Genomic DNA, 23,527 nt, shown 5'->3' with positions numbered 1-23,527 from the left:
CCGTATGGATCTGAACGAAACCATGATATGAGGTGCCGATGACGGCTAACGCCGACACGCCGCCAACCGAAGAGCAGCAACCGGCGATCCGCAATGTCCATACCGGTCCGGTCACCGGCAACCTGATACAGACCGGGGCCATCACAGGCGACGTGCATGTCCACTCCCTGGCACCAACGCCGGTCCCCCGGCAGTTACCACCGGTATCCGCGTACTTCGCAGGCCGCGCCGAAGAGATGGCGGCCATCACCGAAGCCGTCGATCGCGCCGGTGAACAACGGGCGGTGGTGACTGCGCTCGCCGGAATCGGCGGCGTGGGTAAGACCATGCTCGCGTTGCAGTGGGCCCATCATCATCTCGATCGCTTTCCGGACGGCCAGGTGTTCGTCGACCTGCACGGCTTCGCACCCGCGGGCGAACCCGCGCCTGCTGCGATGGTCATGCGCGGCTTCCTCGACGCGCTGGGTGTCGAAGCGACACGCATGCCCCTCGGCACGGATGCTCAGTTCGGGCTTTACCGGAGCCTCGTCGCGGGGCGCCGGATGCTGATCATCCTGGACAATGCCGCGGACGCCGACCAGGTCACGCCGTTACTGCCGGGTAGCGCCACCTGCGTAGTCCTAGTCACCAGCCGGCATCGTCTACCAGGGTTGGTCACGGCACACGGTGCTCGCGTGCTGTCCGTAGAGTGCTTGTCGGCGGCACAGTCACGCCAACTGCTGTCGGCTCGCCTGGGTAGCCAGCGCGTCGACGACGAACCCGGCGCCGTGCACACTCTCGTGAAGTGCTGCGGTGGCATTCCGCTGGCTCTGAGCATCGTCGCCGCCAGGGCCGCGGACCACCCTCGCTTCCCGCTGAGCGATCTCGCCACCGAGGTGCGCAACGAGGCGACCCGCCTGAGCGCCCTAGACGACGGCGATCGTGCCGTGAACCTCCCTGCCGTGCTGTCCTGGTCGTATCGAAGGCTGCCCGCGGAACAATTGCGCGCTTTTGTCTTTATCTGCTGCGCTCCCGGCGTCGACATCAGCTTTCGCGCCGCGGCCGAAGTCACCGACCTGCCCGACGGTCAGCTGAGGACCATTCTCCGGGCCCTAGAGCGTCTGTCGTTGTTAGAGCAGCCCGTTCCCGGCCGATGGCAGATTCACGATCTGCTCCGGCTCCACGCCGCCGAGAACGCAGTCCAGGCAGTCGGTCCCGAGGTCGGCAATGACTTGGCCGCGGCGACCTGGCGTCTCCTGGTCTACTACCTGTCCTCCAGCACTGGTGCCGGCGAAAGCCTGGATTCCGCCAAGTCTGCGCCCAGCGGTACTCGATCGGCTGCCCGGGCGTCGGCTGTCGCCCGGTTCGATGCCGAATATCCCAACTTGGTTGCATCTGTCAGGATGACCAGCCTTTTCGGCGCCGACGCCTACGCCATCAACCTGACGAACCACCTCTACCACTATTTCGACCTTCGAAAAATGGTGCACGAATGGCTCGCCACTCATCGCCTTGCCCTGGCCTGCGCTCGACGGATCCCAGACCGGAATAGCGAGGGAATGCTACTCAACAGCATTGGCAGAATATATCAGTACTTGCACCAGTGGGAGACTGCCGCCGACTACGCGGAAAAGTCGATCTTCATCTGCCGGGAATTGGGTGAGCAGCAGGGCTTGGCAGCATCATTGAGCAATCTCGGCTTGGCCCATCAGAATATGGATCGCCATCACGACGCCGCCCGGTGTCATCGTGAGGCGCTCGCCGTGTTCCGGGCGACAGGCGACCGTCACGGCGAAGCGTCCACACTCAACAACCTCGCCTTGTCCCACCAGGATTTGAACGAATGGGGCGACGCTGCCATCCTGCACCGGCAGGCAGCAGACCTGGCCCGCAAGCTGAACCTGCCGCACCACGAGGGAACAGCACTCGACAACCTGGGCCTGACCGATCACCACTTCCAACGCCCTTTGAAAGCCATCCGACGGCACAGACGGGCCCTCGACATCTTCGAAAGACTAGGCGATCTCCACCTACAGGCCAACGTATTGAACAATATCGGCGCCGCATACCAGACCCTCAACAGATGGCAGGAGGCCGCCGAGTACCACCAACGCGACTTGGCCATCTGCAAAAATCTTGAAGACAGCGCAGGCGAACTCTCGGCACTGGAACACCTCGTCACCATCAGCGAGCACGTAGAAGACCAGAATTTAGTGATCAAGTATTCCACTGAAGCAATCCGCATATGCCGACAACTCGACGATAAGCCTCGCGAGGGCAGCGTCCTCAACACCCTTGGCGAGGCCCAGCAAACTCTCGAACGCTGGCAAGAAGCCAACAACGCTCATGCCGCCGCTTTGGCCATCTTCCGATCACTCGGCGACAGACACGGCGAAGCACTGACCCTGGCCTATCTCAGCCGCGTTCGCCGTGGGACACACAGCTACGACGAGGAACTCCTGCTACGCGAACAAGCACGCGCCATCATGAAGACGCTCCCAACAGAACAACAGGCGACCGAATAGCACAAGACACGCATCCTGGACCGTCGGCGAGCTGATCCTTCGTCCACTGATCGGCGTAGTCGATCACGACCAGCAGGGTTTGCTCTACCGCCACCCGATTCGACGCCCGCCCGAACGCGCGACGGACATCGGCGACCGCCCATCCCACCTCGACAGACTCACGCGAATTGCGCGGCGAGCCGACTCTATGTCTTGCCCCGCACGGCTATGGAGGACGACAAGGGACAGGTCACCGGGTGTGTCACGCCACGACCGAAGCTTCCCTTGCTCGAACGACCGGGAACCGGACGGGACGACCTCCGACCGCGGATCGAGAAGATGGGTCGGGCTAGCCCGGATCAGCCGTCTCAAGGCGCCATCCACGTCTTTACGGAACTCCAGGCCATAGCCCGGACCGCCGGGCAGGAAGTGAACCCCCGCCGTGAATGACGTTGGCCTGTACCACCGAACCGTGGACAGAGCCGTCGATGCGGTTCCCGTGGCCGCCGTGCTCCATCGGTCCTCCCCTGGCCGGCAACAGCGAATCAGAAAGTGATCCCCCCGCTGATATCGCGCGCTTGGACCACGTTGCCGTGCACGGTGCCCGAGACCTGGTTGGTCACACCGCTGTTGTCGGCATTTTGCTGCCATAGGGCACGCAAGCGTTCACTGAAGTCCGGGTCGGCCGCCTCCGCCTGCTCCAACGCGACGCCGAGGTCTCGCACCTCGACCGAGTCTTCGGCCGCCTCTTCCGCGGCTTCGAGCACCGCGGTCGCCACCTCGTCGTCCGCGAACTGCTTCTTGATCAGCTGGTACAAACCCGCGATGGCTCGCCCAGCCGCGGCCGCAGCGATGGACACAAGAACCGGATCCGGCACATTCACTCCTTCAGTCGACACGTCCTAACCCAGTCCACAGTACCGAGTGGGCAAACCCCGTTGGCATTCTGTGGTATCCGGACCCCCTTTGACCGGGGCGACCACGTCGATGACCCGTACGGAGTTCCTGGTGATCATTACAGTTGGCCGCTGAGTCAGCCCGCGGCCCTGTCACCAACCCGAGCGACCGGGCGGCGGGCGTTGTGCGGTTATCAGGACTCGGTCGCGAGTTCCCCTCGACGCGACGTCGTCTCTTACGACGCCGACGTTCGCTACGCGCCAGGGAACACCGGGCACTGGATCAGGCCTCACTCGTCGTGGTCGAGAGGCGCCTTGTCCAGCCGGTACGTATCCTGCCGATCCGCTGGCGCGTACGGCGGGTTCGAGCCGCCGGGCCCGGCTTCATCGCTTCCGATCAGGACAGCTGGGCAAGGACGTCTCGCGCTTCCGAACGGCAGAGACTGCTCAACAAGGCCAGACGCTCCGCCGCCTTCACGCGGATGTGCCGAGGAACGCGTTCGTCGTGTGCCAGTTCCCGGCATACGATCGCGGCGGTCTCGCCGTAACCACGGAGCAGCCAAGCCGATGCGGCCGCGCACCGTAGTCGGACCGCCGGCTTGAGCTCCTGGTTCTCGGCCATGGCGTGCAGTGCTCTGGCGGCCTCGTCAGGCTCGTACGCGCCTAGTGCTTCGAGAACTTGAAGCCGGGCCCTCGGGTTCTCGGCAGTTTGAAGCCGACGGAGCAGACTAAGGGTTTCGCCGCGTAGGTCAGGCCGAAACTCTCCCAGAACCCGGGCGGCGTCGACCCTGACTATGACCGGGATCATCTCGTCGGACATCATGCCCTGAAGTCGCACAGCCGCGAGCGCCCGACCGCGTGCTCCGAACCTGGCGAGCTCTCTTGCTGCACGCCATCGAAGGGGAGGACGGCAGGACTTATCTCCCGCGATCCTGTCAAGAACCTGCGCACCCCTCTCGCGGTCATCGCATTGATGGTTGCGAAGCCAATTCGCTGCCAACCATCGCGCTGCTGGGCCAGTATGCTCTCCGTCACGGATCGCTCGGATGTCATCCAGTCGATCAAGCGCGAAGAGTGTGCGCAGGCGAACCTGGTCAGCGACACGAACGTCGGAGATCTGCCGGGAGAGACGGTCGCGGTCCGGGTCGGGCAGTGATCCGGAAACCACTTGCCGGAGAAGGGTGCCTGCAGCAACTTTTTGCTGCCATGGTTGATCTTCCGCGTCAAGCGTGCGCCGTGCGTCAGCGACGACACGTGTTCTCCACGCCGGGTCAAGCTCCGCTAACGCCAGCAGCACGTTGTGGTTCGGCCGCCCGCTTCCGTTGAGTTTCTCCAGGAGACCGACAGAGTCACGAGTGAGCCGGGGCGACAGCTCGGCAAGCCTGGCTGCGGCCTCGACACGTTCTTCCCATGAGGCTTCAGGGGCGATCACCGTTTCTCGGAGGATGGCTTCGACCTCCGCCGCCACCGACCTCGCGTCGTGCCAGTAGTTGACTGCTGAGGGCCAAGAAGTGACTGGTGCTGCGCGGTCGCCGATTGTTGTCCTCGAGAGGTCTCTGAGTTCGCTAGCAGGTAGATACTGAGCCGCTTTCTGACGGGTCTTGTACGAGGTCGACGGGTCGTGAACGATGGCGCGTGCGAGCGGTACTAGCTCGGGCGAGGGCAACGACAGGTAGTCAAGCCAGCTGAGCACATCGGCACGCTCGGACTGCGGGAAGGGAGGACTACAGACTAGATGCCGGAGCACCGAGATCACGGCGCCATACTGGTCCGGTTCGAGCCTTACGAGCTGATACCCCGCCTCGGCTCGGGCAGTGACGGGCAACTGCTCGTCGTCAAGCACTGATCTGTGGAAAACCTTCGCGGCGTCTGTCGTTGACGGATCGAGTTCCACAAGTCGCATGATCGCCTCGGTCCGCCAGGTGAACTCGAGGAATTCGTCCGTTGCTTGTGAACGTATCTCGGCCAGCGCTTCCTCACGGAGGTCAGCTGTTTCCTCGGCGATCGCCATCGCGCTCTGCTCGCGTAGCCACCGGCTCGAAGTGGGCTCCGAGACTGCCGATCGCACGTCGTTGATGACGTCGGCGCCGAGCGTGCTCAGCTCGCGTACATGCTTGATCCAGGTACTGGCCGGGATGTCGTATCGGAGCCGCAGGATCGTGCTGACCGCGGTAGTGAACTCCGCGGCCGGAGTGCGTGCCACGATCATGGCGGCCTCGCAGCGGGAAGCCGGAGGGGTTTTCTCGTCGACGAAGCAGGCGCGCAGAGCCGCGTCGACGTCGGAAGCAGGCATCTCCAACGAAGTCAAGGCCTCTGCAGTCTCGCAGAGAAGCGTCGCCGAGGTCATGGAATCCGACACCGCAGACCTGAGGCAGGCTGCCAGCTCGGTGCGCAGGCTGACGCTGATGTCTGAAAAGCTGCTGACTGCGGAGTCCAATTCGCTGGCTGGTATCTCCTTGTTCTGGAGGAGGTCGATGAAACCGTCGACGGCGACCTGATGATGACTACGTCCGAGGTTGACCAGGTTATGAGCAGCGGCGACACGATGCCGCACTCCGCGCTCCGGGTCCCGCAGGATTGAGGTGAAAGCCTCTGCTGCCGCCGCCTGGAGATCAGTATCGCCTCCGACGAAGCTGCCCTCCGCGCGATGTGTCTCCCAAACAGCCGCCGCTTCAGGACCCATCAACGCGAGAAGGGCGCTTGACGCCTGGTGACGCAGAGCACTGCCGAAAGACCTGAGTTCACGCCAAGCTGTCACGCGGACGTCCGGGGTGGTCGCCCAGTTCGACGCTACTTCGACCAGATACCGGGCTGCCTCGGCCTGAAACTCCGGTCCGAGCCGGATCAGCTCTCGACCTGCACGGATCCTTCTGTCAGGTTCGACGTCTCGTGCCATGAGGTCACCCCGCAGGGTACATATCGCCGGAGCTCGATATGGCTCACCGAGGTCGGCGAGTTTGCCCAGCGCGATGATTCGCTCGAATCCCGGAGCAAGAGGATGGCGAGCGAGCCGCTCCAACTCTCGTGCTGCTTCGGCGTGATGTTCGGGGCCGAAGTCCGCCAAGGCCCTGGCCGCCCAAAGCCGGTTGTTCGTGCTGGCCAAACGGTCTGCCAATACCTTACGCAGCAATACCAGGGCCGATTCACGGAATTCCGGCCCGAACTCCGCGAGCGAACTCGCGATGTTCACACGAGTGGCTGTGATTGTCTCTGGTGCTTTCGCCGAAGCCAGAAGAAGATTTCCTGCTTCAACCCGATAGAGAGGTCCGAGGTCGCTGAGCAACCGGGCGATGAACACCATCTGGGGGTTGCCGACCAGACGCTTGTCGATGAGACGTCCTTTGAGGGCGGCGGCCGCTTCTGCGAGGTGATCTGGTCCCAGAGACGCCAAACCGAGTGTCGCGTCCCGAAGGCCGGCGATCGAGCCGTTCCGCTTTGTGACAATCCTGCGGAAAACGTCGGCACATCGGTCATGGAACTCAGCGCTGATTTCGAGGAGCCCCATGGCGGCATCGACCATGTCGCTCTCCGAAATCCGGGGCTCTTCGAGGAGCTGGATCAGCGCTTCGATCGCCTCGCGCCGTGGCTCCGCGCCCAGACCGGCGAGCACGGTCGCGGCACTGCGGGTCTGCCAAGCAGTTGTGGCGGGATTGTTCAGTACCGAGCGCAAACCGCTCACGGCGCCAGCGTGCTCGGCACTGCCGCAGTCGGCGAGCGCCTTCGCCGCTTCGAAGCGGAACTCGACTGAGATCGCCTCGTTCCTCGTGATTGTTCGCAGCAGCGTGAGCGCTCCGCGGCGATCAGAGCCGTAGAGCCGGGTGGCCAGCGCTCGTGCCGCTTTGATCCGCGATTCCCATGGCGCTTCACTGTCTCCCATGAGGTCGCACAGCCACTCCGAGAGACCGGGGTGGTGTGCGGCGCGGCTGACCTGGGTCAGAATGACACTGGACGGATACTGCGTGGTGGACGCCCATCCTCGTGCCGTGGACAGGAAGGCCTCCGTGGTTTCGGTAGTCGCTGGTGCGTGCCACGCGAGAAGCCTGGCCGCCAACACGTGCATGGCTCCATTGCCCGCGTGGAGGTGCCGGATCAGGCTGTCGGTTTCCGCCGGGTGCAGGCGCGTGTAGTGGAGCAGCACAAGCCGAGCGTGCCGACCACGTTCTTCCGGGCGTGCGGCGTGGAGAAGACGAACGAATTCCTGGCACCCCGGGTCAAACTCGCCAGGGAGAAGACGCCCGTGTGCGGTGGCGGCGAGATGCTCCGCGAAGCTGTGGTGCAGGAATCTGAGGTCTCCGCCACGTGAGTTGAAGGGACCGATCGCCGCGAGATAGGTCGTCAGCTCTTCTTGCCAGGTGGTGGTCGCGCAGGCCTCAGGCAGATGTTCGCTGATCCATGTGCAGGCCGCTGTCACCAGGGAGGTGTCCTGTTCGAGCCGGACCCTGCCCAGGTGTTCCAGAAGACTTTCGCGCAGGTGATCCCACGACGAGGGCGCGGCCGAGCGGGCGGAACGCAGGTAGGTCAGGTATGCCTCGTAAAGCTCGTACCGGTTGTCCGGCAACCGGCGGTTGTAGTCCTGCTCGAAGATGATCGCGGCGATCGTGGCGAGAAGCGGGATACGGACGAGTTCGTCCAGATTGGCCTCGTGGACCTGCCTGACGAACCTTTGAGCGACGTTGTCGTCGAACCAGTTGGCGGCGAAGGCGCGAAGCGCTTCTTCATCGAACGTCAGTAGTTCGTAGCGCGCCCCTCCCGCCACTTGGAACGGTGCGAGTGCGATCCCTGCGATCGGCCGGCTTGTCAGAACGATCCGGAGGTGCGAGGAGGCCACATCCGACGCCCAGGTGCCCAGCACCCTGATCAGGCGGTCCCGCTGATTCCCGTCGGCCACCTCGTCCAGTCCGTCGACCAGCAGCAGCCAGCGGCAGCCCATGACTCGCCTGGCCAGCGTATCCGCCTCAACGGGAGACGCCAGCAGTGAGCCGTACTCGGCCAGCGCGGTTTCGGCCAGTGCTTGAAAAAACGGCAGGTCGAGCCGCGTGGCCAGCTCTCGTGCGGTCACTCGTAGCGGGATCACCGGTTCGGTGAGCGGGGCGTCGCCGTCGGAGGACCACCGCGTGGCGATGTCAGCCGCCAGCCGCAGTGAGAGAGTCGACTTTCCCTGTCCAGGTCCGCCAGTGATCAGCAGGTGATCGTCGTCGTCGAGTGCGGCGCGGACCGTCCGGGACGGCGGGCGCACCACCAGCCTGGTCACCGACCGGGCAGGGACGTCGATCAGCTGGCCACGACTGTCCAGCATCGGGACCGGACGCTCCGGCTCCGACGGCTGGCTTTCGGACCCGCTGCTGATGTCCTGACGGACGTACACCGCCGACAATGACGGCCGTTGCGCACCTGGCAACCGGTACGGAAAGTCCTGCGCGATCTCAACCTGTGCGTGCAGCAGTTGCTGTATCGACGGCGGAAGCTCCGGCAGGTCGTCCCAGCTGTCGGGCGGGTCGGCCGCCGGTTGCGGTCCAGGTGATGGCGCCGCCAGGTGGATGTGCAGTCCACCGTGCACCAAGCCCGCCTGAACCGCGGCACTGGTGAGGTCACCGCTGACATCCATCCGGTTCTCGATCGGCCGCTCGTCGCGTCCCACCCCGACCTCCTCCCGCCGTGCCGAGCATGTTCTCACAGCCAGCGGGCGCGGCGGGGGAAGACACAAGAAGGCGCTGGACGCGGAGCTCTGCATACGCCGTGTAACCGTCCCGAACGGTTGGGAATCCGACGGCGTCTTGTGGCCGCGCCCTCAGATGTGCATGCTTGTTCGTCAGTCCTTGATTCCTTGCCACGAGGTCAGATGTCACCATCGCACCGCACTATCGTTGTCGTGGACATTGCGGGATTCGGCGACCCGCGCCGCACCGTCCGTCATCGGATCGCCGTGCGCCAAGGGTTGTACATGCTCATCCGGGAGTCGTTGGAAAGCGTGGGCGTTCCGTGGTCTTCCTGTGATGTCGAGGACCGTGGTGACGGAATGCTCCTTCTCGTACCGCCGCACATCGCCAAAGGTGCGATCGCGGACGCACTTCCCCGTCGACTGGTGGCCGCGCTGGACGAGCACAATCGTCGCCATCCGCGGGAGGAACAAATACGCTTGCGCATGGCGTTGCATGCCGGCGAGGTCAGCTGGGACATGCACGGGATCACGTCTCCCGCCGTCAACCACGCCTTCCGGTTGCTGGACGCGAACGCCCTGAAGGCTACTCTCGTCGATTCGACGGCCGCACTGGCACTGATCGTCTCGTCCTCGTTCTTCGAAGAGGTCGTCCGGCACACGCGAATCCTCGACGATTCCTTTCGCCGGGTGGAGGTCATGCAAAAGGAGACGTCCGCGGCCGCGTGGGTTTCCGTGGCCGGGCATCCGGATCCGCCCGGTGGGCCAGTCACTTCGCAGCCACGCCAAGCTTCCTCCCCCGGCGAGGGCCGCTCGAGAGGCAGCATCGTCAACGAGGTCTCCGGCGTGGTATCGGGGGCCGCCGCGCAGGTCAGAGTTCGCCCGGGGCTCGGCTCCCTCCTCCCCGGCCAGGAGCCGCTGGAGCGGCCCGTTCCTCGGCGGCTACCTCCTTCCCCGCTGTCTTTCGTCGGCAGGGAGGCGGAACTGGCCCGTCTCGACTCCATGCTCGGCGAAAGCGACAGGTCGGTCATCGTGTCGATCACTGGCATGGCGGGCGTCGGCAAGACCGCGCTCGCGGTTCAGTGGGCGGACCGCGTTCGCGAACGGTTCCCAGACGGAACACTCTTCGTCAGTTTGCGTGCGAACAACTCATTGGATCCTCTGGCGCCGGAGATCGCACTCGACGCTTTCCTCGCAGAGCTCGGTGTGCAGGCCGATCGAGTCCCGCAAGAACCAACCGCGATGGCCGCGTTATTCCGGGCCTTGACGGCGGGGCGCCGGATGCTCATCGTGCTCGACGATGCCGCGAGCACGGAACAGGTTCGTCCGCTGCTGACCGGCGAGCGCCGATGCCTGACCCTTGTCACCAGCCGGAGCCAGCTCACCGGGCTAGTGACAGGCCACGGAGCCACTCGGCTCAACCTGGACGTCCTGGCACCCGACGAGGCGATGGACCTGCTGCGTCTTCGTCTCGGCACGGAGCGCGTCGACGCCGAGCCAGAGGCCGCCGGCGAGCTGGCGCGTCTGTGCGGTCACCTCCCGCTAGCACTGGCGGTCGCCGGGGCTCGAGCCACCGCGCGCCCGCAGTGGAGCCTGCACGATTTCGTCGAGAGACTCACCGACAGCGACGCACGTCTTCAGGCGTTCAGCCGGGCCGAGGTGTCGGTACGTTCGGCCCTCGACTTGTCCTATGGGTCGCTTCGAGCCGTGGCAGCACGGGCGTTCCGGCTGCTCAGTCTCCATCCGGGCGCGGATTTCAGCACCTCGGAAGCGGTGTCGCTCGTCGGCGCCAGCAGCGCCTCGACCAGACTCCTGCTCCATGAACTGACCGAGTCGCACATGATCGAGCCGATCGGTCGTGACCGTTTCCAGTTCCACAGCCTGTTGCGCGAGTACGCCACCGAACGCACGGAGGTCGACGACCCCCCGGCTGAACGACATCGCGCGGTGCGGCGGGCGCTCCTCTGGTACCTCCATACCGCGGATTCAGCGGCCCAGGCCCTCGCGCCGCAACGTACGCGCGAGAACCTGATCGGCAAGCCCGCCGCAGTCGAGTCACTCACGTTCGAGACCCACGAAGAGGCGTTGGAATGGTTCGAGGCCGAACGCGCCAATCTAGTCGACGCGGTCAGCCGGGCAGCTCTGACCAGTAACGACGACATAGCGTGGCGGCTGCCCGTCGCGCTGTGGGATTTCTTCAACCTGCGCAAGCACTGGGCTGACTGGATCGCCACCAGCCACACGGGGCTCGGATCTGCACGCCGCACCGGCGATCGCCACGGCGAGGCGGCGGTCCTTCACACGTTGGGCAACGCCTACTACGACCTACGACGGCTCGAGGATGCCATCGACCACTACCGGCAGGCCTTGGCGATCCGGCGCGAGACCGGTGACCGCCAGGGCGAAGGCTGGACACTCAACAACCTCGGAACCGCATATCAACAGCTACGCAACCTGGACACCGCCATCGAGCACTACCAGCAGGCCTTGGCGATCCGGCGCGAGGTCGGTGACCAATGGGGCGAAGGCTGGACGCTCAACAATCTCGGTGAGGCACACCAGCGGTTGCAGCAGTTCGACACGGCGATCGACTACTACCAGCAGGCACTGACCAACCGCCGCACGACCGGCGACCGCTACGGCGAAGGCTTCACCCTGGACAACCTGGGCCTGGCCTACCACGCCCTGCGGCAGTTCGACGACTCGATCCTCTGCTGTCAGATGGCACTGACGATCCGGCGTGAGATCGGTGATCGCTGGGGCGAAGGCTGGACACTCAACAACCTCGGCACGGCCTTCCGTGAGCTAGGCCGGTTCGAGGACGCCATCGAACACTACGAGCGGGCGCTCAATGTCCAGCGTGAGGTGCGCGACCGATGGGGCGAGGGCTGGACACTGGACAACCTCGGAACCGCATTGCAGGCCACGCACCGGGTAGACGAGGCGAGGGCCCACTGGCAAGCAGCACGCAACGTTCTCGAGGACTTCGAGAACGTCAAGGAGACCGACGCACCGCCGAGGGCACATCGTCAGGCGCGGATCTGGTGTGTCAACGACGACCCGGTCCAACTTGGACAGGCCGCGCACATCGCCTTCGCCATGGTCGCACCTCAAGGCGTGCTGGCCGGCGACAGCCCGGATCAGCCGTTGCCGAGGCCAGTCGAACTCCGGATACTCCTGCACGCCGACAACGCCATTGCCCAGCCGGTGACCCAGGTGGTCACCCTGGACGTGGATCGCACCAGCAAGCCGATCCTGTTCGAGGTCGTCCCCACCGAACCCGGCCCGGTCGACTTGGTGTTCCGGGTGTACCTCGATCGCGACAGCCAGCTGCTACAGGAAATCCGTGCCAGACTCCCGGTTGCCGTGCCTCAGGCGGCAGGCCAATGACCAAGGAACTTAACACCGAAGTCACCATCGATCATACCGACGAAATGCGCCACATCCCGGACCGGCAGTACAACCGCGACCGCAGCATCCACATCCGGTTCATCAAAGATCTTGGCGGCACCGGGTACATCGTCCAGGCGTGGGGCAGCGCGTTTCCGCAGGACGGTGGCGGCGGCTACCAGGGCCGCCTCACCATCACCACACCGACACTCGACGCCGGGATCAACGATCTGCGCGCGGTGTGGCAACACCACGTCGTCGAGCACGCCCAGCGCCTGGACGACCGCACCCGCTTCCCCTACGTCGACGACTGGAACCTGGCCGCGGCAAGCGGCGGCCAGTTCGAGGCCATCGGACTGAAGCTGGCCCGCGCCGGACACACGCTGTTCTCGTTGCTGTTCCTCAACGGCGATGCCGGTCTCAAGGAAATCGCCGACGGCCTGACGTTGGCGCTGCGCAGCGACGAAAACGTGATCACCATGGAGTCCGACGACCTGTTCGTGCCGTGGGCGATGCTCTACACCCTGCCCGACGAGCACAGTTCGTTGTGGGGCCCTGAGAAGACCTGGACGCTGTCGGGTTTCTGGGGCTACAGCCACATCGTGGAACACAACTTCTCCCGCACCCCCGGATTCGACAGCAGGGTTCTCGTACCGGCCCACCGACTCGTCGTCGGGCTCAACATCGACGAACGAGTCGACAACGAATATCCCGCAACCCCCTGTGTGCGTCCGATCGTCGACTTCTTCACCGACCGCAGCCACGTCGTCGTCCGCCGCAACAAGGATGAACTAGCGTACGCACTACAAGACCCGTTGTTCGCCGATCACATCATGTACTTCGCCTGTCACGGACAGGTTAGCGGCGCACAGGACAGTCTCGCGTACCTGAAACTCACCGACGACGAGAAAATCTTTGGCACCGAGGTCATCGCCTGGCTCTCCCAGCGCCCCCTGCCGACCCGGCCGGTCGTGTTCGTGAGCGCGTGCCAGGGAGGACAGCTGTCCTCACTGTTCTACCCAGCCTTCGGGCATCACCTGCTGCACCGTGGCGCACGCTGCCTGATCGGACCTCAGATCGATCTGCCACGGGCGTTCGCCCGCGAATACACGACGCGGCTGTTCTCTGCTTTCCTCGAACCCCGGACCAAACTCGGCGACATCGTGCGGGGACTGGCGCGAGAGTTCGCCGACGAGCACCAAAATCCGCTCGGCCTGATCTTCTCGCTATACCGCGGCATCGACGTCCATCTCTGGCCGGTGGAACAGTGACACACGTGGTCGTGGATCTCGACGAGCACGGTGACGTGCTCGACCCGGAATCGGGCAGACCGTTGCCTCGGGAAGCGGTGAACGGGTTTCTTGCCCGCCATCTGCACGTGCCGCCAGACGTCAGCGACATCGTGGTGTATGTGCACGGCTGGCGCAACACCCGTGAAAAGGTCCTGGCTGACTGCCCTCGGTTTTTCGCATCGCTGGAACGGCTGCACCGCGACGAACTCGGTCGATACCAGGCTTTGCCCACCTGGTCCGGCCACTATGTCCTGGTCCGGTGGCCGTCCATGAGCAATCCGTTCCTGAGCGGCTACCGTCGCATCCGCGACCGGGCTCACGCGATGACCACGACCGGGCGAGCGGCGGCTGTCCTCGCGCAACTGCTCGGCTACCTCAACGCACGACGCAAGCTACCGGGCAGCCCGACGACGCTGCGCACCTCCGGAGGCCAGTACCTGCACTGTGTCGGGCATTCCTTCGGTGGCCGCTTTCTCGTCGAGGCTGTCCAGGCCGCCGCCGACCGAAAACCGACCGCGCTGGGCTGGAACCGCAACAACCCACGCTATCCGTACACAGTGGACACGCTACTGGTGTTCCAGATGGCCGCGCCGATCGACGTATTCGCCCACAAGTTCGCCAGGATTCTGCACGACGCACCCGTCAACGGCCCGATCGTGCTCACGCACGCTAGAACCGACCGGGCGACCGGCCTGTGGCATCACTTGGCCGAAGGCAAACAAGGCGTCGGCCATACCGGAGCGCGGCATCCAGTCGACCACATTAGCCACATCAAATTGCTGGGACTCAAGAACGACTACCAGCGCGCCGACTTCGAAGCGCGAATCGTCAATGTCGACAGCGCATGGCGGTTCCGGCGAGGACGTTTCTGGAACCCCGCCGGGGCGCATTCGGACATCTGGTACCCGGAATCGGCGCACCTGCTGCTCTCGCTCGCCCACCTGGCCCGATGAGTCGGCCATCCAGTACCGCAGTTCGCCACATATCCCGGTCCGGTTGGGAATCCAGGATGACGCCGACCCGCCAGCGGTAATGTTCGCGCCGCTGCAGCCTTTACGGATGGCGCACCGAGTGGTCGGGCTGAAGGAATACTGGAAGCAGCGCGGCTACTCAATCACTAGCGCAGGCGGTCATCACCGCAAGGGTGATGACCGCCCGCACCAGATGGCTAACGGGTGAGCTGCACGTCCTAGCCTCTCCTGACCCGCGGCCAGGCGTGGCCTTCGCTGGGGACGAGCCAGATAGCGACGTTGCCTTCGATCCGGAGGACTTCCCGTTCCGTCGTGAGGCCGCTCATAGGGAAGGTGGTGATCGTTTGCCAGGTGTCCCGCCGTGCCGGCCGCCGGAAGTGCTCACGCAGGCGGGTCCGGATACCACTCGCATGGCGGTGCCGGTACACCGAGCCGACGTAGAGCGTGCGGCCGCCTTTCGACTCGGCGACGTAGATGCCCACGCCGCCTTCGAGGTCGTCGATCATGTCGCCGGTAATGACGATGGGCTTGCCGGTGGCCTGGAAACCGATGAGTTTCGAGATCGACCAAGAGGAGGGCGGGGGCACCGGTCTCCGCGACCGGGTCGCCGCGGTCTACGCCATCGAGCAGTACCGTGCCGGCAACCACGATCCAGCGGCACAACACGAGTACCGTCGCCGATTCGCGGAGATTTACGCGCAGGCCCTGCGGGCTGCTGTGGCACGCGGCTCCGCCCCCGTGTTCGCCGTTGTCGCGGACAGGCTGGCCGGGCGCAGACTGGCCGGGCTGTCCGGCACCGATATCAGGCCTGGCGTCACCGACGACCTGACGATCCTGCAGCACGTGCTCGTGAGCGCCGAACAGCGGTGGCTCTCGCTCTCCCGCCCGACAGGGACCAGCGGGATGGAGCTGCCACCCGAGACCACACGCACGAAACGTATCGCCCGACTGATGGGCGCGCTCGCCATCAAGGGCGGCACGCGCGAACCGGCGAGAACGGCCGTCGGGGACCTTGTAGGTGCCGAAAACTGTGTCACATCATGCGACCTGCTGATATTCGCGGATCAGTCCGTCGAGCCGATCACGCCGACGAACCCGTCCGACGCCCGTGATCTGGTCGGGAAGCAGTCTCCGGTCAGGCGATTGTTGATCCAAGGAGCGATGGGGGCGATGCTGGTTGAAGTGATCGACGTACTCGGCCAGCACCTGCTCCAGATGACGCCGGTTGACGATGAGCATCCGATCCAGACACTCGCGACGCACACTGCCTATCCAGCGCTCGGCGATCGCGTTCGCCCGAGGAGCTCGAACAGGGCTCCGCAGGACCTCGATGCCGACCGACGTGAACACCGCATCGAACGCGTCGGTGAACTTCGCGTCGCGGTCACGGATCAGAAATCGCAGGCTCCCCACTCGATCGTCGAGCTCCGCCAGCAGGTTCTGGGCCTGCTGCACCAGCCACTCCGCAGTCGGATGAGCCGTCACCCCCACGATGTGCACCCGGCGACGATCGTGCTCTACGACAAACAACACGTACAACCGGCGCAGCAACACTGTGTCCACATGAAAGAAGTCCATCGCCACGATGCCTTTGGCCTGGGTCGCGAGGAACTGCTTCCACGTCGGTCCCGATCGGCGCGGTGCCAGGTCCAATCCGCCATCCTTGAGGATCTTCCACACTGTCGACGCCGCGATCGTGTATCCCAGCCCGACGAGTTCGCCGTGGATTCGCCGGTAACCCCAACCCGGATTGTCCCTCGCCATCTCCACCACCAACCGGCGAATCACCACGGCAACAGCCGGCCGACCCGGTCGACGCCCGTAGCTCCACCGACGTCGCACCAGCGCCGCATGCCACCGCAGGATCGTGCGCGGCAACACGATCAACCGCAACCGACGCCAGCCCGGCACGAGCCGCACCAACGCCACCAACAACGCGCGATCAGCCCACGTCAAACGCGGCCGCACCACCTGACGCTGAAGCACCGCGAGCTGATGACGCAACACCAAGATCTCCGCATCCTTCGCAGCATTCGACCGCGAGCACAGCACCAGCCAACCGAACACCCGCCTCACCAGCAGATACAGAAGCCTCATGATCACAGCATGTGATCATGAGGCACGACACCACCACCCCATCAACCACCCGCCCACACGCCACGAACCAGCTGGTCGACACTCATGACAACGTTTCCGGCACCCACACGCTCCAGGCCGATTTCGGGCCCGTCCACACATCGAGCAAAGGTGGCAGGGATGGCACAGGAACAGTCAGGTACGCAAGCTCCCACCAGCGGGTTGCTGGTGGAGTCGAGGAGATCCCGACCGCGGTAGACCGCGGTAAGGCCAACGGCGCGGCCGCCGACAACGACGGAAACGACGGCTGACTCTCAGAGGACAGTTCCGACCAGCTCCACAGCCTGTCTTAAGTCAAGTCACAGGTCACGGTGAAGAGTCCACCCCTCGGCCGAGCCTCTGAGCGGCTTCTTCGCCGTACCTGGGATCACCAAATCCTGGCGCTGTCGCGTGGTCGGAAGCCTGCGCATCGAAGAACTACGCTGCGTGTTGCTATCGGTAGCCAGCACGGTCTACTCGCCCGCCGCACGTCGGCGCAACGTGTCGACATAGTCGGCTCGCAGGACGTCCCCGGAATCTGAAGACGATCCTCGGTGACGCGCTCGAGAACGCATGTCAGTTCGACGCCGAGCTGATCATCTTCGGACACTCGCAGTAGCAGAGAAGTCTAGTTTTACTATCGTCCCTTTATTGAGCCAAGTAAGTAATTAACTTACCCGATCCGCATATCGCCTTAACCCTGCTTCGCACAGGCAAGCCCGGACCAGTTGAGCATCGCCAGTATGATGCCCTCGAGCTACTGGGAGGCTGCCTTGACCATGGTCCGCTGGGAAGAATTCGAAGACAATCCGGCTGGCTTCGAGAAGCTTGCAAGCGTCCTCATTTTGCGCGTCTTCCCAGGAACCGAGCGCATTGACGGCAAAGGAGGAGATGGCGGGCGAGACGCGCAGCGCCGAGGACCCAATGGGATAACGTTCTTCGAGTTCAAGAAGTTCACCAAGGTTAATAGTAGCCAAAGACGGCAGATTAAGAAATCCCTAGACAAAGCCGCCCAAAGCAAGCCGGAAAAATGGGTACTTGTATTGCCAACCGACAAGAACCCCGCCCTTGATGAATGGTTTACCAAGCAACTTCAGCCGCAGTACGACTTCCAGCTCGAATGGCTCGGACGCACCTGGCTTGACGCACATATTGCACAGCATCCCGATCTGCGCAGATACATCCTTGACACTGCTCAAAATGAAGTATACAACGCAGTTGTAGAATCTAAAACCGAACTAGAGTACCTCAAGACCGCCCCCCAGTACTTCGCGCGGCAGCGTGCACTAAGCCGACGAGCCGACGAGCTGTCTCACATCTGGAACCTGCAACCATCAGCCGATGGCCAGAAAATTAAGCTGAAGCCCAAGCCTGGGGGACAGCCTGCCGACTACGCCTTAACCGTCGGTATCGCCATCCCAGAAGATGACAATGAGGGCCTCCTTGTCTGGGATCGCGCACAGCATGCACTCCAATTCGGCGGGAACGTCGAACTTCCAGGAAAGTACGTTGAATCGGTACACAACGAGCACCTTCAGGCGCTCGGCTTCGACCTATCCTCTACAGAGCTACGACTCGACGCGGCCATCGACAACACCGGACTTCCCGCCGCCGCCAACATCGATGTCATAGACCGCAATGGCAACTCGTTGACGCCCATGCTCTTCGTTCAATTAACCCGTCGAGAGGTCGGATCTCACGGAGTGACCCTGACGGGACACGACACTAGTCACCTCCTGCGAATCCGCCTAATTATTGGCCAACTTCCCAACGAGCAGCCAAGAATAACCGTTAACTTCGACTTCGAATTCCTCAAGGAAGCAGGCACCCTAACGGCATCCGACCCTGGCGCATTTCATCGAATACTTGCCGTAATAGCCAAAATTGCAAACCCCCACAAAATGCGCATTCAGATTGGCGGACAGACTGTCACTCTGCCTTGCACCAACGAGCTCGATTCAAGCCTTGCACACGCAAGAGATCTAGTTGGCGATATCGTTGCAATTCGAGAGACTTTCTCTGTTCCCCTTCAGGTGCCGGAGAATTTCGATAAAGAAGAAATTTCACAAATACGATTCGCAGCCAAGCTCGCACGTTTCGAAGTTGGCAAGCTGCGACGCGACAGCAAACCAATTGCCCACGTCAAGACCGATAGGCTTGACGACTTTATAAGCAACTTCCCTCCCGAGGGTACCGCAATCGAGGTGCACGGTGAACACCTCCAGTTCGACGTTGCGGGCCAGGCGATAAAAATCGCCCCCGTCTGGGTCCGGTACACCCGAGTTACTATCGACACATCTCAAGCTGTTGACCTTAGGTCAACACAGCGAGAAGTGCCCGTTACCTTTGAGCCAACACCTGACTCCGAGGTGCTTGTATCGCGGCGAAGTTTCCGTAACAGCCCGCCTCGATAGCAGGAGACCATCCGTCTAATCGCGACAACCAGGCCACTGTGAACACGAACAACAAGCGCCAGCCGCCGGACACCCCCGCCGTCAAACCGGAGGGCGATCAGATTGTTGGACCGTAAAGGCGCATGCGGGGGTTCCATAAGGCTGCTGTTGGCTCTGACCAGTGGGTTTACGCGCCCGTCCTATTCGTTGATCAGGCTTGCGAATCTGCCGAGCAGTCCACCAACCGTCCGGATTCGTGGTCGTACTGAGAACATGGACATAGCGGCTGCCGACCTCCAGCACGAAGGACAAATAGATCCTCCGGAGCGTGAGCGCGCAGTCGATGTGAAACAAATCACGCGCCAGCATCAACGAGGCCTGTGCGCACAGAAAATGGTTCCCGCCACGAAAGTCCTTCCCTGGCACTATGACCGGCCGTCAGTACACCGGCCCGACTACGGGGCAACGTGCATTCGCTGGATCAAGCGAGCCCGATTTCCTTCACGAACCGGCTCACTCCGGCGTTTATCCTCCGGTTGTACTTGGTCACGACGAAGCCCGAGAAGAAAATCCGGAGCTCCTTACGAGCCCGGGTGATCGAGACGTAGAACCGGCGGCGGTCTTCAGCTAGGTCCTCCGATGTCTTCGACAGGTAGTTCGGCATCAGCTCCTCGTCCGCGCCGACGATGAACACGACGTCGAACTCAAGCCCCTTGCTCGATGTCGTGGTGGTCACTTCCACCCGGTCGCGCGGTAGGGCACGCGTCGCCAGCTCGGCCAGGGACAGCAGTCGCATCGCCGCCGCCATCCTCTTCACCTCGGGTGCGTCCGCGGCCAACATGACCTGGCGCAGCGCCTTGCCGAGGCCGATAGCGTCAAGTTCGTCCAGGAACGTGGTCGCCGGCTCGTCGGGCCGGTCAGCCCAACTGATCAGCATCGCCACCAGGTCGCGGTCGTGCTGATACGTCCACAACGAACCCAGCAGGTACCGCCAACGCTTCAGTAGATCCCCGAGCCGGTAGCCGCTCTCCTCACGTCCCGCAGCAGCCCACGCTACTGCGGCCTCGACGAACACTGTCACCGAGGTCGCCCGGTACTCGTTCGAGTCGCGAAAGAACACTGGGATCCCGGCTTCGCGCAGTGCCGTGGTCACCTCCACACAGATCTGCCGGGTCGGGCACAGAACCGCGATCTCGTGCAGATCCACCCCGGACGCGTGAGCCTTCCGCGCCGCGGCGATTACCTGCGCGTACTGATCAGGCAAGCCGCCAAGGCAGTAGGAACCCGACACCTCGCCGCCTGACCGGTCACCGACAATCGGCGGACGATCGCCCCTCATCCGATTCGCGACCTTGATGATCTCCGCACCACACCGGTAGTTACGGGTGAGCTCAACGGTCCTGACGTCGTGCCGCGCCGCGAGTTCGTCGAGCAATTCGGGCCGCGTGCCGGTGAACGCGAACAGTGCCTGGTCCGGGTCCCCAACCGCGAACAGTTCCGAGTTCGTGTAGTGGTCGAAGCACAACGACTTCACCACCCGGTCCAGGCCGGGCGCGAGGTCCTGGTATTCGTCGACGTAGAGGTGCGGAAACTGGGCGGTCAGGGTCTGTCGCACGACGTGGTGGTTCTCGATCAGGTCAACTGCGGTGGCGATGAGGCCGCTGAAGTCATGTAGCCCACGCTCGGCCAGTTTTACCTCGTACAGCCGCGCCGCTTTAATCACGCCCTCGCCGGTCTTCGCCCAGTCATCTTCGGAGGCCATTCGTTGCCGGAGCTTGCCGACCGTCGACGGCACCAGCCAGCTGTCGCCGCGAGGGAAGGCCTCGGCAATCGCCTCCCGCAGCAGCTTGGCGCTCTCCTCGTTGCTTGCGATCGTGATCGCGGCGAGCTCCGGGCGGCCGACCACGTGCGCAAACGGTTCCACGACCTTGCGCAGCAAGAAGCTGTGCACGGTGCCGATGACCAGATTGGGGCGTTCCTCGACACCGAGTTCGTCGACCCGCCGCCGAAGCTCGTCCGCGGCGGCGTTAGTCAGGGTGATGCACGCGGCGCCCTGCGGTTTTCTGATCTTGTTCGCGAGATCGTAGGCCATCCGGGTGGTGAGCAGCTTCGTCTTCCCGCTGCCGGGCGGGGCGAGCACGACGCAGTGGTCCTCGGCCGTGAACGCCTCCCACTGACGGTCATTCTTCTTGAGGTCGTCGATCGACATCGAGAGCTTGCTCAACGAGACACCAGGTATCGGAGAGCGTCCTCGACGTGACGCGCCGGAGCGACGTCGTGTAGCGAGAGTCGCTGAGCGTACCGGCCCATGCCACCCGCGTTCTTCAGCATCTTCATGAACTCGTCGTGGCCAGGATCTGCATTCCCCCACGACTTGATTTTGGCCACCGACTGGTCCTTGCAGAGCTCCTGCAACGCGGTGAACGACGGTTCTAGGTTCTCCGGCTTGGTGGTGATGAGATCGTGTTCGAAGGTGGTGTTGCCGACGAAGATGCCGTGCCCACTCGGCGTGCCCGACAACCCCAGAACATCCAAAAGGTCCATGGCTCGCGCGGCGCCGGCCGAGGTGCCCTTCGCGTCGACGTCACCATCTGTGATCACTGCCCACGGCAGTCCCAGCGCGGTGCAGAAGCGCACGTATGAGGAGAAGTGGGTGCCGTGGACTGCGCAGACCGTGATTCCCTCCTTGTCTAGGTCGATTCCCATTGCAAGCGCGAGCTTCGGCATCAGCACCTGCTCCGCGAAGCCTTCGACGAGCAGCACCTTCCGCGCAAAAACCAGCTCGGCGCGCGTCGCGTCGAGGTAGCGCGCGATGTCATCCCACTCGACCGTGGTCAGGTCTGCATCGCGTGCCTGCGAGGCCACTGTCGTGCCGTCTACGTTGCGCAGCACCACCAGGCAGCGCGGGTCGGTGACGCTGGCGATGTGCGGAGATTGGGTCGTCACCAGCGCGGTGTGCGTGCCGTCGCGATCTGCCAACAACCGCCGGAACACCAGCCGCTGCAGGTGCGGATGCAAGTGCGCCTCCGGTTCCTCAATGGCCATCACCACGTGTGCGATGTCCGGGTCGTTGATCATCCGGGCGTCCAGGCCCAGCTCCTGCAAGGCGAGGTAGAGCACGTTGAGCGTGCCGAGGCTGGCGCTGCTCAGCGGCCGGTTGGCATCGCCGTCCACGAACAGCTTCATCGCACGGATCAGCTTCGTCGGCTCATCAGGCGCCGCCGCGAGCCTCGTCTCGGAAGCCTGGGCGTCTCCTACCATCTCGACCAAGCGACCACCGATGCTGCCGCCGAGTTCCTTGATTACCTCCAGGTCGTTGAGCTTGTCGTTCGCCACCTTCATCGCGACCTTCACGTCATGCAGGTCATCACCGTCGGCCGCAGCGGCGGCTGCGGCCATGAGCAGTTCCCGTAACGGCGAGCGCCGCCAGTTGCGAATGTCGGCCTCGACGTCACGCAGCGCGTGGAGGAAGACCAAGTGCAGGCTGGCCAGGTTGTCGACCCTGATCGGCTGCTCGACGTTCGCCCCACCGAACACGGCGCCCTTGTAGCGCGGCCTACCTTGCTCGTTGCCTGTGTCGACAGGCGCGAATCGGTAGGTGAGCCGAGCCCGGTCCTCGGAGATAAGCGCGTTGGCGTGGGCGAGAGCCGCAATGAGCCCGTGATCGCCGAAGAAGTCCACCACCTCGATCGACGCCTCGATCACATGCACCCCGGACATCGGATCCCAGTCGGACTCGCCGGAGGACAGCCCGTCCCAGAAGTCCTCGGCACCCAGCTGGCGGTCCGCGTAGGACAGGCGGCCGTCGAGGATCAGGCGCAACGCGTGCACCAAGTTGCTCTTACCCGCCCGGTTCTCCCCCACGATCACCGTGCCGGGGCACAATTCCAACTCGATGTCAGCCAGATTCCGAAAGTTCTTTACCGCAAAACGGGCGATGCGCATGACCTTTGGACGCTCCAACAGATCGAGGGTTGAGCGCGAAAGGGTACCCGATCGGGTGATAGTGCCGTCGAATCGACTGGCAAGGTGTCAGCAGAATTGGGTTGAACCACTCCGACGAAACTGCTGAACGACTGGAGATCAAATTTGCAGCTGCTGGCCGTATCGAAGCCGAGGTCAACCAACACCGACCGCTTTGATCGACCTGCACAGTAAGAGTTGGGTTAGGAACCCGACTCCATAGCCAGGCGACGGTCCGCGCCATTCCGAGCGCACCACACGTGTAGGGATACGGGAACGCCCCGCCCCGACACCCAAGGCTTTGCGGACTCCTTCGGCCGAGATCGGCCGCTGATACAACTCCCGACGATGGGCATCCGCCTGCTTCG

At 63.5% G+C, this 23,527-nt stretch carries 12 protein-coding genes; 6 read left to right on the top strand and 6 right to left on the bottom strand.

The window, feature by feature from the left end:
* Nucleotides 1-38 precede the first annotated feature (38 nt).
* Nucleotides 39-2,504 carry a tetratricopeptide repeat protein gene (locus ACOCEP_RS27290; protein ID WP_482331870.1) on the top strand — a complete coding sequence of 822 codons (2,466 nt, stop codon included), beginning with the start codon at nucleotides 39-41 and terminating at the stop codon, nucleotides 2,502-2,504.
* 524 nt (nucleotides 2,505-3,028) lie between these two features.
* Here ACOCEP_RS27290 and ACOCEP_RS27285 read toward each other — a convergent pair.
* Complete coding sequence (locus ACOCEP_RS27285) at nucleotides 3,029-3,361, bottom strand: hypothetical protein (protein ID WP_482331869.1); 333 nt, start codon at nucleotides 3,359-3,361, stop codon at nucleotides 3,029-3,031.
* Between the two features lie 415 nt (nucleotides 3,362-3,776).
* A complete protein-coding gene (locus ACOCEP_RS27280) occupies nucleotides 3,777-9,017 on the bottom strand; it encodes an NACHT domain-containing protein (RefSeq protein WP_482331868.1) in 5,241 nt (1,746 codons plus the stop codon).
* A gap of 231 nt (nucleotides 9,018-9,248) precedes the next feature.
* Between ACOCEP_RS27280 and ACOCEP_RS27275 the strand changes: the two genes are divergently transcribed.
* From ACOCEP_RS27275 to ACOCEP_RS27265, 3 genes are read left to right on the top strand one after another with little or no spacing between them, the layout of a single operon-like run.
* A complete protein-coding gene (locus ACOCEP_RS27275) occupies nucleotides 9,249-12,425 on the top strand; it encodes an ATP-binding protein (RefSeq protein ID WP_482331867.1) in 3,177 nt (1,058 codons plus the stop codon).
* Nucleotides 12,422-13,696 carry a CHAT domain-containing protein gene (locus ACOCEP_RS27270; protein ID WP_482331866.1) on the top strand — a complete coding sequence of 425 codons (1,275 nt, stop codon included), beginning with the start codon at nucleotides 12,422-12,424 and terminating at the stop codon, nucleotides 13,694-13,696. The genes ACOCEP_RS27275 and ACOCEP_RS27270 overlap by 4 nt, the downstream gene beginning before the upstream one ends.
* A gap of 11 nt (nucleotides 13,697-13,707) precedes the next feature.
* Nucleotides 13,708-14,670, top strand: coding sequence for a hypothetical protein (locus ACOCEP_RS27265; protein ID WP_482331865.1), 963 nt, complete (start codon nucleotides 13,708-13,710; stop codon nucleotides 14,668-14,670).
* A 236-nt stretch (nucleotides 14,671-14,906) separates the two neighbouring features.
* On the opposite strand, the gene ACOCEP_RS27260 is transcribed toward ACOCEP_RS27265, so the two are convergent.
* Together ACOCEP_RS27260 and ACOCEP_RS27255 are read right to left on the bottom strand one after the other, a co-directional pair.
* Nucleotides 14,907-15,275, bottom strand: coding sequence for a GIY-YIG nuclease family protein (locus tag ACOCEP_RS27260; RefSeq protein WP_482331864.1), 369 nt, complete (start codon nucleotides 15,273-15,275; stop codon nucleotides 14,907-14,909).
* A gap of 451 nt (nucleotides 15,276-15,726) precedes the next feature.
* Entirely contained in the window at nucleotides 15,727-16,785 is a 1,059-nt protein-coding gene (locus ACOCEP_RS27255; protein ID WP_482331863.1) for an integrase core domain-containing protein, read from the bottom strand.
* Nucleotides 16,786-16,802: 17 nt separating this feature from the next.
* Here ACOCEP_RS27255 and ACOCEP_RS27250 point away from each other — a divergent pair, with 17 nt between their 5' ends.
* Together ACOCEP_RS27250 and ACOCEP_RS27245 are read left to right on the top strand one after the other, a co-directional pair.
* Entirely contained in the window at nucleotides 16,803-17,075 is a 273-nt protein-coding gene (locus tag ACOCEP_RS27250) for a hypothetical protein (RefSeq protein ID WP_482331862.1), read from the top strand.
* 501 nt (nucleotides 17,076-17,576) lie between these two features.
* Nucleotides 17,577-19,217: a hypothetical protein gene (locus tag ACOCEP_RS27245; protein WP_482331861.1), complete on the top strand. Its 1,641-nt coding sequence runs from the start codon at nucleotides 17,577-17,579 to the stop codon at nucleotides 19,215-19,217.
* Nucleotides 19,218-19,677: 460 nt separating this feature from the next.
* Here ACOCEP_RS27245 and ACOCEP_RS27240 read toward each other — a convergent pair whose 3' ends face one another.
* Together ACOCEP_RS27240 and ACOCEP_RS27235 are read right to left on the bottom strand one after the other, a co-directional pair.
* Nucleotides 19,678-21,420: an ATP-dependent helicase gene (locus ACOCEP_RS27240; protein WP_482331860.1), complete on the bottom strand. Its 1,743-nt coding sequence runs from the start codon at nucleotides 21,418-21,420 to the stop codon at nucleotides 19,678-19,680.
* Nucleotides 21,417-23,141, bottom strand: coding sequence for an ATP-dependent nuclease (locus ACOCEP_RS27235; protein ID WP_482331858.1), 1,725 nt, complete (start codon nucleotides 23,139-23,141; stop codon nucleotides 21,417-21,419). Before ACOCEP_RS27235 ends, ACOCEP_RS27240 begins: the two co-directional genes overlap by 4 nt.
* Between the last annotated feature and the right edge of the window lie 386 nt (nucleotides 23,142-23,527).

This window comes from Amycolatopsis sp. CA-211722 (genome assembly GCF_056828465.1).
The sequence above is the reverse complement of the archived record's forward strand: the minus strand, read 5'-3'. Positions and strand labels throughout refer to the sequence as shown.